The 13,395-nt window shown below is 54.9% G+C and carries 17 protein-coding genes; 2 read left to right on the top strand and 15 right to left on the bottom strand.

What is annotated here, in order from left to right:
- The first annotated feature begins 231 nt into the window (after positions 1-231).
- Both AC1BI1_RS04065 and AC1BI1_RS04060 read left to right on the top strand, forming a co-directional pair.
- Entirely contained in the window at positions 232-729 is a 498-nt protein-coding gene (locus AC1BI1_RS04065) for a hypothetical protein (RefSeq protein ID WP_476715979.1), read from the top strand.
- Between the two features lie 155 nt (positions 730-884).
- A complete protein-coding gene (locus AC1BI1_RS04060; RefSeq protein ID WP_476715978.1) occupies positions 885-1,064 on the top strand; it encodes a small, acid-soluble spore protein, alpha/beta type in 180 nt (59 codons plus the stop codon).
- A 53-nt stretch (positions 1,065-1,117) separates the two neighbouring features.
- Here AC1BI1_RS04060 and fliY read toward each other — a convergent pair whose 3' ends face one another.
- Genes fliY through flhA form a run of 15 tightly spaced genes read right to left on the bottom strand, consistent with a single transcriptional unit; the run spans position 1,118 to position 13,362 of the window.
- Entirely contained in the window at positions 1,118-2,152 is a 1,035-nt protein-coding gene (gene fliY, locus AC1BI1_RS04055) for a flagellar motor switch phosphatase FliY (RefSeq protein ID WP_476715977.1), read from the bottom strand.
- The gene (gene fliM / locus AC1BI1_RS04050) at positions 2,153-3,127 is read right to left on the bottom strand and encodes a flagellar motor switch protein FliM (protein WP_476715976.1); all 975 of its coding nucleotides are present in this window, start codon (positions 3,125-3,127) and stop codon (positions 2,153-2,155) included. It abuts the gene before it with no gap.
- 22 nt (positions 3,128-3,149) lie between these two features.
- Entirely contained in the window at positions 3,150-3,512 is a 363-nt protein-coding gene (locus tag AC1BI1_RS04045; RefSeq protein WP_476715975.1) for a response regulator, read from the bottom strand.
- Positions 3,513-3,541: 29 nt separating this feature from the next.
- Positions 3,542-4,183, bottom strand: coding sequence for a chemotaxis protein CheC (locus AC1BI1_RS04040; RefSeq protein WP_476715974.1), 642 nt, complete (start codon positions 4,181-4,183; stop codon positions 3,542-3,544).
- Positions 4,162-4,962, bottom strand: coding sequence for a CheR family methyltransferase (locus AC1BI1_RS04035; RefSeq protein WP_476715973.1), 801 nt, complete (start codon positions 4,960-4,962; stop codon positions 4,162-4,164). The genes AC1BI1_RS04040 and AC1BI1_RS04035 overlap by 22 nt, the downstream gene beginning before the upstream one ends.
- Before the next feature lie 12 nt (positions 4,963-4,974).
- Positions 4,975-5,466: a chemotaxis protein CheD gene (locus tag AC1BI1_RS04030; protein WP_476715996.1), complete on the bottom strand. Its 492-nt coding sequence runs from the start codon at positions 5,464-5,466 to the stop codon at positions 4,975-4,977.
- Between the two features lie 40 nt (positions 5,467-5,506).
- Positions 5,507-6,280 (bottom strand): flagellar hook-basal body protein, encoded by a 774-nt coding sequence (locus AC1BI1_RS04025; RefSeq protein ID WP_476715972.1) that lies wholly within the window; start codon positions 6,278-6,280, stop codon positions 5,507-5,509.
- 23 nt (positions 6,281-6,303) lie between these two features.
- Positions 6,304-7,071, bottom strand: a complete 768-nt coding sequence (locus AC1BI1_RS04020; RefSeq protein WP_476715971.1) for a flagellar hook-basal body protein — start codon at positions 7,069-7,071, stop codon at positions 6,304-6,306.
- 26 nt (positions 7,072-7,097) lie between these two features.
- Positions 7,098-7,493 carry a hypothetical protein gene (locus AC1BI1_RS04015; protein ID WP_476715970.1) on the bottom strand — a complete coding sequence of 132 codons (396 nt, stop codon included), beginning with the start codon at positions 7,491-7,493 and terminating at the stop codon, positions 7,098-7,100.
- A gap of 38 nt (positions 7,494-7,531) precedes the next feature.
- Complete coding sequence (locus tag AC1BI1_RS04010) at positions 7,532-7,918, bottom strand: hypothetical protein (RefSeq protein WP_476715969.1); 387 nt, start codon at positions 7,916-7,918, stop codon at positions 7,532-7,534.
- Positions 7,919-7,958: 40 nt separating this feature from the next.
- The gene (locus AC1BI1_RS04005) at positions 7,959-8,717 is read right to left on the bottom strand and encodes a sigma-70 family RNA polymerase sigma factor (protein ID WP_476715968.1); all 759 of its coding nucleotides are present in this window, start codon (positions 8,715-8,717) and stop codon (positions 7,959-7,961) included.
- 6 nt (positions 8,718-8,723) lie between these two features.
- Positions 8,724-9,392, bottom strand: coding sequence for a flagellar brake protein (locus tag AC1BI1_RS04000; RefSeq protein ID WP_476715967.1), 669 nt, complete (start codon positions 9,390-9,392; stop codon positions 8,724-8,726).
- Positions 9,392-10,249, bottom strand: coding sequence for a MinD/ParA family protein (locus AC1BI1_RS03995; RefSeq protein ID WP_476715966.1), 858 nt, complete (start codon positions 10,247-10,249; stop codon positions 9,392-9,394). Before AC1BI1_RS03995 ends, AC1BI1_RS04000 begins: the two co-directional genes overlap by 1 nt.
- Entirely contained in the window at positions 10,224-11,291 is a 1,068-nt protein-coding gene (flhF, locus tag AC1BI1_RS03990) for a flagellar biosynthesis protein FlhF (protein ID WP_476715965.1), read from the bottom strand. The genes AC1BI1_RS03995 and flhF overlap by 26 nt, the downstream gene beginning before the upstream one ends.
- Complete coding sequence (gene flhA, locus AC1BI1_RS03985) at positions 11,281-13,362, bottom strand: flagellar biosynthesis protein FlhA (protein WP_476715964.1); 2,082 nt, start codon at positions 13,360-13,362, stop codon at positions 11,281-11,283. Before flhA ends, flhF begins: the two co-directional genes overlap by 11 nt.
- Positions 13,363-13,395: the final 33 nt, after the last annotated feature.

Here is a 13,395-nt window from a genome sequence, read left to right as displayed (position 1 = left end):
TAGGTAATTAGTGGTATTTACCTTGAGTGTCCTAAAATTTCGTTATCCTTGAACCGTTTTGGTCAACAGTCTCCTAGAAGAAATAAGAGATTTCCCCCAGCCGCTAGTAAACCAATTGCGCGATGTCATCAAGGGCATACGGCAATTGCCGTCGCAAAAGCATAGAAACTAGGCCAAAGTAAAATAATAATGGCGTGAAAGCTAAACTTTAGAAAACAGGAGGTTTATCCGGTGGTCAAAACTGTTATAGCCGTCTTTAGCAACGAGCGAGTAGCTAGGGAAGCAGTAGATGACCTGCGCCGGGCGGGATTCGACAAGGAAATATCTATATTAGCCCGGGATAAGGGCCGTCAAGAAGGGGAGGCCGCAGGCGGCGGTTTGACCATGGGGATAGAAGGTGATACGGGCATCGCCGACGGAGTTACTACCGGCGGTGTGTTGGGCGGCCTGGCCGGCCTAGCAGCCGGTGCCGGAGCCCTAGTAGTGCCCGGTCTAGGGCCCCTGGTTGCTGCCGGTCCCATCGCCGGACTGCTCTCCGGAGCGGCCACCGGTGGCGTAGCGGGAGGTCTGCTGGACTGGGGCATCCCCGAGGCTGAGGGTCGCCGTTATGAAGAAGATGTACGGCAGGGTAAAATACTGGTTTCCGTGCGCTGTAGCGACGACAGGGCTGAACAAGCAGCTCGCATCTTAAGAAACCACGGGGCCGACAACGTACGTACCCATGGCTAAACTAAACAATTTTGGCCATAATTTCCTTGGCCGGGCTTCTTGCCCGGCTTAGGTTTTTCTATCCAATTTTGCTTTTAACCCACCAGTATCAAGATATTCATTTAAGGATAACCTTAAAAAGGTGGTGCAGCACAATTTAAAAAGGGGGCTGGATCATGGCTAGAAGAAGCCCGGTCATGTCCGAGGCTCTGAAGTATGAGCTTGCTAAGGAGCTCGGAGTTTATGACCTTGTAGCCACTGAGGGCTGGGGCAGCGTCCCCTCCCGGCAGTGCGGTAACCTGGTGCGTCTGGCCATAGAGAAAGCTGAACAGGTTCTGGTGAACAACCGCCGTTAGTGCTGCCCACCCGGCCGGGGACTTCCCCGGCCAGTTTTTCTTTAATGGAAGCTTTACTTTCGCAAGTTATTGATCCTCTCATAAGGGGCGAGGATGTTAGTAATCCGCACACCAAAATTTTCGTTAACTACCACTACTTCCCCCTGGGCTATAAGAGTACCGTTGACCAGAATCTCCACGGGTTCATCGACCATCTTCTCTAACTCCACGATACTTCCCGGACCCAGGCTCAAAATTTCCTTGATAGGCTTAACCGTTGTACCTAAAACGACTTCAATGTCCAGGGCTACATCCAAAATCAGCTCCAGGTTCCGGGGCGTGGTCCCAAAAATTTGGGGCGGTCTGGTAACGGCCTGAGGAGGAGGCGGAGGTGGCTCCTCTTCTTCCGCCTGAACAGCCGTTTGGCTCTCGGCGGGCTGGGGGGAACCTGTAGAGCCATTAAAAAGCATCCTGACTGCTTCTTTAGCTATTGCCACCGGCATTACCTGCATAATTTCACTCTGCACCAAACCCTCGATTTCCATACGGAAAGAGACCACGGCGATAGGCTGTCCGGATGGCCAGGGCGGTGAAAAGGTTTCTAAGGTAAAATCTACTGCCGTGACTGTGGGAGGTGATATTTTTACGCTGCGATTAAAGATGGTGGACATGGAAGTGGCCGAGGTACCTATCATCTGGTTCATAGCCTCAGCTACAGCGCTCTTCTGGATCTCGTCCAGTTCTTCTTTTTCCACCTGGCCGCTACCGCCCATCATTAAGTCAGCAATTATAGCGGCATCCCTTGTTTTAATTATCAACAGATTAGCACCTGACAACCCTTCGGTAAAATTTACTTCAACAATTACATAAGGCATTTGAAAGGAGGCGAAAAGCTCCTCCGGCGTCGTCACCCTGGTATGGGGGGTGGTTATCAGTACTTTCCTGTTAAGGATTTGAGACAAGGCTGTTGCTGCGCTGCCCATGGAGATATTGCCAATCTCCCCCAGGGCATCCTTTTCTTCTTCCGTTAGGGCTTCCTGGGCCGGATTGGACAATAGCCCGCCTTGAAGCAAGGCGTCAATTTCTTCCTGGGATAAAAACTCCGACATCTAGATTACCTCCGTTATTTGTACAGCTCTTTTTTTCCCCACCAGTCCTGCTTGGACTTTGAACTTGGGTAAGCCATCTACATGCAGATCTAGGTCTTCCTTTATGCTGCGGTCCAAGGTAACAACGTCCCCTGCCTGTAGTTGTAAGAAATCCCGCACCCTGATCCTGGCACGGCCACAGTAAGCTATCATTTCTACCGGTACTTGGAACATAATTTTGGTTAAACTTTCCTTAAACTCGGCCCGCTCCTCAGCCTCGCCCACACCGGCAAACCAGTGGGTCGCAGAAAGATGGGAAATGACGGGTTCCAGCAGCATATAAGGCAGGCAAATATTCATCAGGCCTTCGTTTTGGGCGATGGTAGTAGCCAGGGTCACCACAGCCACAATTTCATTGGGAGAAACAATTTGCACAAACTGGGGATTGGTCTCCATAGAGTCCAATCTGGAACTCACTTGATAAACATCGGCCCAAACATAATTCAACTGTTCCAACATCCTGCTATACAACCGCCGCAGTACGTGCAGCTCGATTTCGGTAAGCTCCCGCGTTCTTACCGCCGTCTCCCCCCGCCCACCGAAAAGAAGATCAATAATGGGAAAAACAAAGGCCAGATTAGTTTCTAAGATGGCCGTGCCCTTTAAAGGCTCCAGAGAAAAAAGGGTGAGTAACGTAGGGGTGGGAAGGGAAATAATAAAGTCTTCATAGGTCATCTGCTCCACTGAAGCGATTCTAACCCGTATATTGGTGCGCAAGTAAGCAGAGAGAAAATTGCCCACCAGCCGGCCATAATTTTCATGGATCATATACAAGGTCCGAAGGTGTTCCTTGGACAGCTTGTTCGGCCGTCGAAAGTCATACTTCTTAGCCCCCGGTTCCCTTTTTCCCTCGCCCAACTCTTCAGCCTTAATCTCCCCGCTGCTCAAGGCAGCGAGCAGGGCATCTATCTCTGCTTGGGACAATACCTCGGCCATGACTTCTTCTCCTTTTTACTTCTTATCCCAAAACTTTCTGTAACGCTTGAAGCACCCGCTCCTGCTGAAAAGGTTTGACAATAAAATCCTTGGCCCCTGCCTGGATGGCTTCCATTACCATAAGTTGCTGGCCCATGGCGCTGCACATAATGATTTTGGCGTTAGGATCCATCTGTTTGATGGCTTTAACTGCCGCGATGCCGTCCATTTCCGGCATGGTAATATCCATGGTCACTACATCGGGCTTAAGCTGTTTATAAAGCTCTACTGCCTTGACCCCGTTTTCCGCCTCCCCGGCTATTTCATAGCCGTTCTTGGTCAGAATGTCTTTAATCATCATGCGCATAAAAGCCGCATCATCTACTATCAGAACCTTTTTGCCCATTTTAAAAAACCTCCTTTAGCCAAAATCCCTTAAATTTCCTCCCGCCAGTTGTTTGCCATAGGTACACCCAAAGAGCTGAGTATTACCTGAAGAGCATTATTTTCGGGAATCAAGAAGAAATGCCCGTTGATCCTTACTTCCACATCATAAAACTGGGTCTCGATAACCAGTGCCCGGTCGGCAAAATACCCCCCCTCCAGAAAGGCCGAGCTGAGGACCGCTCCCAGCATATCAAGGGCAAAGGCCGGAACCGAGGGGATAAACTCCAAATGACAAAAGTCAGCAAAGGCGTTAAGAAAAGAACCTGTGAGAATGTTTCCGACTTCCATTATTACGGAAACTCCCATATCGTCCAGCGCCTGAGTCGTCCCCAGAGGTTGGCCCAGTAAAAAATCTACCAGGAAAAAGGCGCTCTCCTGAGTGAGCAGTAAGAGAATCTTCCCGGGAGCCCTGCCTGAGAGGTTAAATTCCACACAAGCCACCGGTTCTTCCTCGTGTCCCACCAGGCCGGGGATCGCCGTCAGGGGCAAGACACCCGCTCGCGGGACCGTCATCTGAATACGCCTGTTGAGCATACTGGCCAGGGCAGTAGCTGCATTGCCGGCGCCGATATTGCCTATTTCCTTCAGAACATCTAAATGAAAAGCATTTATTTTTTCCCAGGTGTCCATGTTTTTTCCTCCTCCGGCCGGCGGTAAAACCAGGACGCTATTTTTTCAAACCCAATTTCCCGGTATTGGAAAATGCTCTCCGTGGCCCCCACAAAAAGCACGCCTCCCGGTGCCAGGGCCTGATAAAACTGGCGATAAAGTCTGTCCTGCACTTCCGAGGTAAAATATATAGTTACATTCCGGCAAAGAATAAGATCGTAATCCTTACCAAAAGGATCGCTTAGGAGGTCATGGCGCCGAAACGACACCATCCCTTTGATTTCTTCACACAGGTAAAAATATTCACCGTCCCGCCGGAAATAGCGCCGGAGGCGCTCGGGAGTCACTGCCTGCACCGCCCGCGAATGATACACGCCCCGCCGGGCCGCCTCTAGGGCGCCAGTGTCCACATCGGTAGCTTCAATGTGATGCCGGACGGTTGGCGTTAATTCTCTTAAAATGATGGCCACCGAATAAGGCTCCGGCCCATCCGCGCACGCCGCACTCCATATCTTAAGGACTCTCCGCCTTTGTAAGAGCTGCGGCAAAATTTCCTTTTCCAGCCGCTGAAAAATCTCCGGATTACGGAAAAATTCCGAGACGTTAATGGTAATTTTATCCACAAAGCGCCGCCACTGCTCGGAATCGGCAGTAAGTAAGCGCCAGTATTCGTCATAGCTCTGCACCTTGAGAGAATGCATCAGGCTTTCAATCCGCCGCTTGAGCTGGGGCTCCTTGTAGCCTTGCAGATATAAGCCAAAATGGCGGTATACCCTTTGCTTAAATTCTTGGAAATCCATAGCAACCCTCGCTTAAATCTCCTTTAAAGGACGACCGATGGCCCGGATATAAACTTTGCCGTTACTGGTGTCCAGGATCATGGTGCGACCGTAATTGCCGCCCGTGTCCATAGCCAGCACCGGAATACCTAAATTCTGTAAAATCTTATAGGCCATGGCGGCATTGCGCTCACCTATATTGAGGCTGGTCAAGTGGCGATCCGCCGAGGCAAACATCTGGGCACCGCCAGCCAGCTTGGCGAATATGCTCCGGTGCTTGGCACCCTGCTTAAGCATGGCTTCCAGCATGTCCGGGATGGCCAGGTCAGCAAATTTTGCCCGGTTAGCGATGTCCTGAAATTGCCGGCTGTCCGGAAGCATAATGTGAGCCAGGCCACCTATAGAGTTACGGTGATCAAAAAGGGCTACCCCTACACAAGAGCCCAACCCCAACGTAATCAGCCGCTGCGGCTCACGGGCAACTTTCCATTCCCCTATTCCAACCTTAATATCCTCCACTGCTATGTACTCCCAAATGAATTTTTGTTAATAACCCACATCATACTTACCGCCGCAAATTATTGGCCATGCCCCACATCTCATCGGCTACCCTGGCCGCCAGCGAGTTGCTGGCGTAAACCCGCTGAGCGAGGATCATTTTGGTCAGGGCCTCGGCCAGGTCCACATTGGCCGCCTCCAGGTAGCCCGGTCGCAAATACCCGCCTCCGCCCTCGCCCGGCCGCACCGCTACTGGCGCGCCGCTGGCCGCCGTAACCCGCAAGAGATTGTCACCCATGGCCTCCAACCCGGCGGGATTGGGAACCAGGTACAATTCCAGGTCAGCTACCCATCTCTCTTCACCCTCCCCGGTTAAGGCTACTACCCTGCCGTCGGGGCTAAATTTTAAACTGCGGTCTCCGGGCTCCAGCATTACCGCAGGGAAAAGGCGGTAGCCGGAACTGTGCACTATTTCCCCTGCATCGTTAAGGTGAAAAGCACCATCCCGAGTGAGATAAAGTTCCCCGCCCGGCCCCTCTACAGCTAAAAAGCCCTGTCCCTGGATAGCCAAATGTAGAGGATTCCCGGTCTCCACCAGGGGACCCTGGGCAAAGTCCTTCTCCGCCGCTGCCAACCGCACCCCAGACCCCACCGCCGGTTCCTCCGGACGGTTTACCGGCATACCCCTTTCTTCTACCGCTCTGTAGACTAGGTCCGCAAAACTGGTATAGCTCTTCTTAAAGCCCGGCGTGTTTACATTGGCCAGGTCATGGGCCAGGATGTCTACCTGGGCAGCCTGGGCCGCCATGCCGCTGGCGCTATTCCATAAAGCTCGAATCATGTTCTTACCCCTCCCCTTTGGCTCTAGCGCAGGGCGCCAACCTCATTTACGCTTTTACCCAACATTTCGTCCTGAACCTGGATGAGCTTCTGCCCCGCCTCATAGGCCCGCAAGGCGGCCAGCATATTCACCGTCTCCCGTACCGCGTCTAAATTGTTTTTTTCCAGGAATCCCTGCTTTACCTGTGCTTCTCCCGTGACATCTATCGCCGGCAAATCGGGAGGCGCCAGAAAGAGATTGGCTTCGGCCCTTTGCAGCCGTTGGGGATCCTCAAAGGTAACAAGCATAAGGCTATCCACCAAGAAGCCGTCTACCCATACCCCTCCCCGAGAATCGATCTGCCAGTTGGCCTGGCCCACCCTCAAGGGACCGTTTTGCCCCAGCACGGGATAGCCCTCCCTGGTCTCCAGAAAGCCGCCCGGCCCAATCTTGAAGCTACCATTCCGGGTGTACCTGACCTCTCCTCCCACCTGAACGACAAAGAAGGCAGGAGGGCTTCCCGGCCTATCCACCAGAGCCAAGTCAGTTGGACGACCCGTTTCCTCCAAGGGACCCTGGGTAAAATCCGTTACCAGCTCATCCACCATGACCCCCGGACTAAAGGTACCAACAGCGGCTTCCGGCGACCGGCCCTCCATCCTCACCAGGAGGACTTCCGGGAAAGACCGCAGGGGAGCCACCTCGACTTTAAACCCGGGCGTGGTAGCGTTAGCCAGATTATTGCTGATCACCTCCTGGCGCAACTGCTGAACCACCATACCCGTCGCTGCCAGGTGTAGTCCGCGTAACATGTTAAACCCCCTTTCCCTGTTATCTTTTACTCCGTCAACCGCTTTAGCACAGCCTTCACGTCTCCCTTGGGCAGGTAATGGGACCCAGCTTTTATCCTTCCCGTCGCTCCAGACTTGCGCGCTTCTGCTTCAAAGAGGGCCCCAGCTACCACGCCCTGCTTCTCCAGTAGGACGGCGATCTCCTCCAGAGTGGCTCCTGCAGGAATGGTTACCAATATTTCTTCGGGTTTGCTGTCTGGATTGTCTTTATGATCTTGAGGCTTCTCTGGCTGGGCCGCACTGGGTGCTAAGGCGAAAGGCACCACTTCCTCGCGGAAGACCATGCCGTACTTGCGCGCCGCATTTATTATCTCCTCCCGGCTGGGGCCAGCCGGAGGCCATACCAGCAACATAAGCCCGGCCAGGAAAAAGCCTATACCCACACCTAAGCCCACCAGGGCCAGGGGTTGCCGACCTCTACCTAGCTCTTGGAACGCCTTAAATTGAGAATTAATTCTATCTCCCCCTTTCCCCGGCCAAACCGCTTGGCCACGCTCTCTATGCTCTCCCCCGCCTCCAGGGCCTCCTGTATAGCGGCCAAAGGAAGGGCCTGGGTTTCTCCCGGCGCCCCTGTCGCCTCCGGCGCCGTTAAAGCGCGGGATAAGTACTCCTGAAAATCTCCCCGGGGCATGGATTGCCTGGCCAGCGGCTGTATTCCCCGCTCCTCTTGGGCGAGCGAACTCTGAGCGGACGAACTACCTGTTCCCGGGGGAGTTTCAGCGCCTGGTGCACCATGAGGAGAAGCTAGTACTGGGTTGTGGCGGAGCTGGTGCCAGGCTCCCCGCCAACAGAGGGCTATGATAAGCATACCCAACAGCAAAAATATGTAAGCCGTAGAAACCCCCTCCTTAGAGATAATCGGCCAGCAGGCGCCGCAAGTTGAGCAAAGCCCGTCCGTGTAGCTGGCATACCCTGGACTCGGAGATCTGGAGGACTTGACCTATTTCCTTTAGCGTCAACCCTTCGTAGTAGTAAAGGTTCAAGATAAGCCGGTCTCTCTCTCCCAATCTTTCCAGGGCCAGTTTTAGGGCCTGACGCAGTTCTTCCTGCTCCAGCCGTTGCTCGGGCGCGGGATTTTGGGGGTCCGCCAGCATCTCCCCCCTCCTGACCGTCTCTTCACCTTCTTCATTTAGCAGGAATTCCTCCAGGGAAATAACCGCCATCTGGGCCCCGCGTTCTAGCAACTCGTGGAGCTCCCTTACTTCCAGTCCGGCGGCAGACGCCACCTCTTCATCTCCGGGCTGCATCCCGTGTTCCTGCTCCAGGTGGCGGTAGACGGCGCTAACTTGTTTTAACTTTTCTATAAGGGTTCGCGGCGCCCAGTGAGCGCGGCGCAAGGCATCCAGCACCGCCCCGCGAATGCGCAGGGCGGCATAGTTTTCAAAGCTAACCCCCTTGGAGGGATCGTAACGGTCCAGCGCTTCTAGCAGCCCTACTATGCCATAACCTATCAGGTCCTCCTGGTCCAGGGAAGGAGGGGGCTTGACGGCCAGGCGGCCCACTATGTATTTTACCAGGGGCAAGTACTTTAAAGCCAGTTCCTTGCGGGCCTGCTCGTCACCCCTCCCTATTAGGGCTTGCCAAAGCTCGCTATCCTTCACTGCCATCTACCTCTACCTCTCTTGGCGTCTTTCCTCGCGCAACCGCTGGAAAACAAAGCTCACCAGGCGATCCTCTTCCTTGTCCGTGAGACATTCAAAGGCTACGCCCACCTCATAACATTCCCGCCCTTTAATCATCCTTGGTACCACTCGCTTAACCCGGCCTTTCAATAGGAGAGGCACCCCCTTTCCATCAGGGAGCGGCAAGCTTAACAAGAGAAAGCTGTCTATCTCCGGCTTTTCCTTGAGGACCAGCTGGGCACCGCCACCGCTCAGGTCCACGGTGTACCCCTTCCGGTCCGGCACAGGTATTTCCGGAGGTAATTCTTCACCTGACGGTTCTACCAGAGGAGAATAATATATTTCCAGAGCCGCCTTGGCCCGTACAAACCTGCGCTCTTGTATCCTTTTAACCGCCTGGGGCCAGTGGAAATAGTAAAGGAAGACAGGATCGAAGGTCTGCTTGGCCACCGTGGTTTCGAACTCGTATTTGGCATCCAGCGCGGGGACTACCGCCTTGACCCTTTCCCCGATGCTTAAAACCACTTCTGTTATCTCCGGCGCCAAAACCGCAAAACCCTCATCCCTTACATCTTGGATTACCGTAGAAAAAGATTTACCGCTCCTAAGCTGGGTTATGGTAATCTTGCGGTTGATCCGCAAAAAGGAGTAGCGCGGCATTATTTTCCTCCTCTGCTCCCTAAAAGCAGGCACAGGCGCTGTAAAAACTTGCTCCCACCGCGGCCGGAAGAAGACGGCACTCCCAGGAGGTTATCGGCTACCTCCTCTATAGCCCGGGCCGCTGCCGAGGAAGGATAACGCATGAGGAGGGGTTTCTGCTCGCGCACGGCCAGGCCTGCTGCCCGGTCCTCGGGTATGACTCCTAAGAAGGATACCTCCAGGCCCAGAAAACGCCTGGCCGTGGAGCGCAACCTCTCAGCTGTCTCTCGCCCCTCGGCTAAAGTCACCGCCCTGTTCACCAGCAGGTGCAGCTTTACTTTAAGCCGGGACAGTCCTTTGATGAGGCCATAGGCATCGGTTATGGCTGTGGGTTCAGGAGTGGTGACCACTATGGCCTCACCGGCTGCCGCCGCAAAGCTTAAAACGTTGCGGGAAATACCGGCACTGGTATCTATTAAGAAAAAGTCGGTTCCCTCAGTCACCTGGCCCAGGCTTTTTATCAGGTGCTCGCGCTGCGGGGCTGTCAAATCGGCCAACTCCTGCACCCCTGAACCGCCCGGGATGAGGCGAATCCCTTCCGGGCCTTCTATTACAATTTCCTTAAGCTCCTTTTCTCCCCGCACCACCTGGCTCAAGTCCCACCGCGGTACTAGCCCCAGCAAAATATCCACGTTGGCCAGTCCCAGGTCCGCGTCCAGCAGCATCACTTGCTTTTCCCTTCGGGCTAGGGCCAGGCTTAAATTTACCACGATACTGGTCTTGCCCACCCCGCCCTTACCGCTGGCCACCGCGATGACCCGGCCCTCGCCGGAAGGGCCTCTAGCTACCAGTTCACGCAGCCGGGCTGCTTGATCCATCTTGGACCACCGCTTTCCAGATAAGCTGGGCGAGATTGTAAGGTTCAACCTCTTCCAGGTCGTCCGGCACGGTTTGCCCCGTGGTTATATAAGCTACCGGCGCTCCGGTGGCCCGGACCACCCTGGCTATTACACCCGGGCAGGCTGTTTCATCTAGTTTCGTGAAAATAAGGCGATTGAACTCTAGCAGGCGATAACCGTCCACCGCCCGGAGGAGATCGGTGCTCCTGGTAGTACTGCTCAAAACCAAGTATACATCCAGGGGCCGCACGGCGGATAGAAACCCCCCCATCTCCGCCAGCTGGGCCCGGTTCTCCGGCGGGCGACCGGCCGTATCCACCAGAATAACATCGCACCGGTCCAGCCGGGCGATGGCCTCCCTGAACTCCTTAGGGGTCATGGCCACTTCCAGCGGCATCCGCATGATCTCGGCATAGGTCTTCAGTTGATCCACCGCCCCTATGCGGTAGGTGTCCAGGGTAATCAATCCCACTCGCTGGTGCCGGTAAAGGCTAAAGTGCGCTGCCAGTTTGGCCAGGGTAGTGGTCTTGCCCACGCCGGTAGGGCCCACCAGGGCTTTAATGCGCTCTTCCCTTCCCTTCCCCTGCTGGGCCGGGGCCAAATACTGGGCCAGGCGGGCCAAAATAGCCTGGGCCAGTACTTCTCCGTTAGCTGCGCCCTCCATGCCGGCCAGCAGGTCCTCCACCAAGTCTTCCCCTATATCCTGGGCCAGGAGGAGCCGCCGGTACTCCGCCAGGGGGCCGGAGGCGCCGGTAGAACTCGTAGATGAAGTAAGCTTTTCCAAAGTCCTCCTTATTTCCGCCAGTTCCCGCTCTAACGCGCTCTCCTCCCGCCTGGCTGAAGCGCCAGCACCAGTTTCTACTGCGGCAGTCACTTCCAGCCGTGGGGGCTGGAAAAGGCCTCTCAGCCCCGGCTGGCGTACCCGTCTAGCAGATATAATCACTGCCTCGGGGCCCAGATCTCGCCGGATGGCCACATAGGCTTCTTGCATGTCCTTTACCACGTAGCGCTTAATTCTCATTTAAACTAACCACCTCTACTGCCTCCACTTCTAGGGCGGGGTCCAGTTCGCTGTAGGAAAGAACAGGCAAACTAGACAAAGAGCGCTGGAGAAAACGCCGCAAGGGGAGCCGAATGCGGCCGGAGCAAAGAAGTACCGGCTGCACGCTCTGTAGGGCCACCTTGGTTATCGCCTGGCTCAATCTATTCACCAGTTCCCGCGCCCTTTCCGGCGGCAACACCGGAAAGTTGCCCTGGGCTGTGGGCTGTAGTGAATCCGCTATTTCCTGTTCTAACCGTGGGTGAAGGGTAATGGCCGTAACCTTGCCCTGGGGCGCATACATCTTACTTAAAACCCGATAAAGGCTGCGGCGCGCCGCTTCAATGAGAAAATCTAGTTCTCTATTAACTCTCGCTGCGTCCGCCAGGGCCTCCAGAATAGTGGTCAAATCGCGTATGGGAACCCTCTCCACCAGCAAGTTCTGCAGCACCTTTTGCACTTCGCCCAGTGACAAGAGATTAGGTACCAGCTCCTCCACCACCGCCGGGCTGTTCTCTTTGACCTTGTCCAGGAGCTCCCGGGTTTCCTGGCGCCCCAGTAGCTCATGGGCATGGGCCTTGATAAATTCCGTCAAGTGAGTAACCAGAACTGTAGTGCAGTCCACCACAGTAAAACCTTTAAGCTCAGCTTCCTGGCGCTCATCAGCAGTAATCCACCAGGCTGGCAGGCCAAAGGTAGGCTCGCGGGTAAGAATGCCCCGCGCCTCTACCTCGCCCGCCGGGTTCATAGCCAAAAAATAACCGGGCATGACTTCCCCGCGGGCAGCCTCCACCCCCCGAATTTTAAAAACGTAAGCATTGGGCGGCAATTGCAAATTATCCCGGATGCGAATGGGTTTAACATAAATACCCAGGTCCAGGGCGCACTGCCGCCGCACTGCAGCCAGCCGGTCCAGGAGATCTCCTCCCTGACTCTCATCGGCCAGGGGTATAAGCCCGTAACCTATTTCTATTTCCAGGGGGTCCACTTCAAAGAGGGCCAGGACATTTTCCGGCTGGCGCTTTTCTCCTCGAGCCCGCACCGCTGCCTCCTTAAGCTCTCCTTCCCTGGCCTTTTGCTCCCGGGCCAGGGCGTAAGCCGCATATCCCAACCCCGCTGCCAGGATGAAAAAGGGCAAGTGGGGCAGGCCGGGCACTAACCCCAGAAGGAACAATACCGCCGCCACCAGGGCTATCCCCCGGGGGAATCCGGTGAGCTGGCGGACCACCTCGCTCCCGAAATCGGCCGTAGCGCCGGACCGGGTGACCAGGATGCCAGTCCCCGTAGATACCAGCAGGGCCGGTATCTGGCTCACCAGGCCATCACCGATGGTCAAGCGCGTATAGGTCTGCAGGGCCTGGTCCAGGGGCATCTTTAACTGCCAGATTCCTATGGCCAGGCCCCCCAGGATGTTGATAGCCGTTATTACCAGACCGGCAACGGCATCACCGCGTACAAATTTGCTGGCACCGTCCATGGCCCCATAAAAATCCGCTTCCCGCTGCAAAAGCCTCCTTCTCTCCTTGGCCTCCTCCTCGGTTATAATTCCGGCATTCAAATCCGCATCGATGCTCATCTGCTTTCCGGGCATAGCGTCCAGGGTAAAGCGAGCGGCCACTTCCGCTACCCGCTGGGCACCGTTGGTAATTACTACAAACTGGATAACCGTGATGATCAGGAAAATAATAAAGCCGACTATATAGTTATTACCCACCACAAAGCTGCCGAAGGCCTGGATGACGCTACCGGCATTGGCCTGGCTCAAAATAAGCCGCGTGGAAGAAATGTTTAAGGCCAGGCGAAACAAAGTCACCACCAGGAGCAAAGCCGGATAGACCGAAAACTGGAGGTTATAGGTGGTGAACATGGTGGTAAGGAGGATCACCATGCTGACCGCCAGATTGATGATGAGCAAGAGGTCCATGACCAGGGGGCTCACGGGAATGACAATGAGCAATACTATGGCCAGGACCAAGCCGGCTATCAGAAGATCATTATAGGGTGTCAGTCTTCGTAAGGCGGACAGCATACCGGGACTGCCGGGTAAAGCCATGCTGTCCTCACCTCCTGGAATTTACTTGGGCTA

The sequence above is a fragment of the Thermanaeromonas sp. DSM 22490 genome, assembly GCF_056378755.1.
The sequence above is the reverse complement of the archived record's forward strand: the minus strand, read 5'-3'. Positions and strand labels throughout refer to the sequence as shown.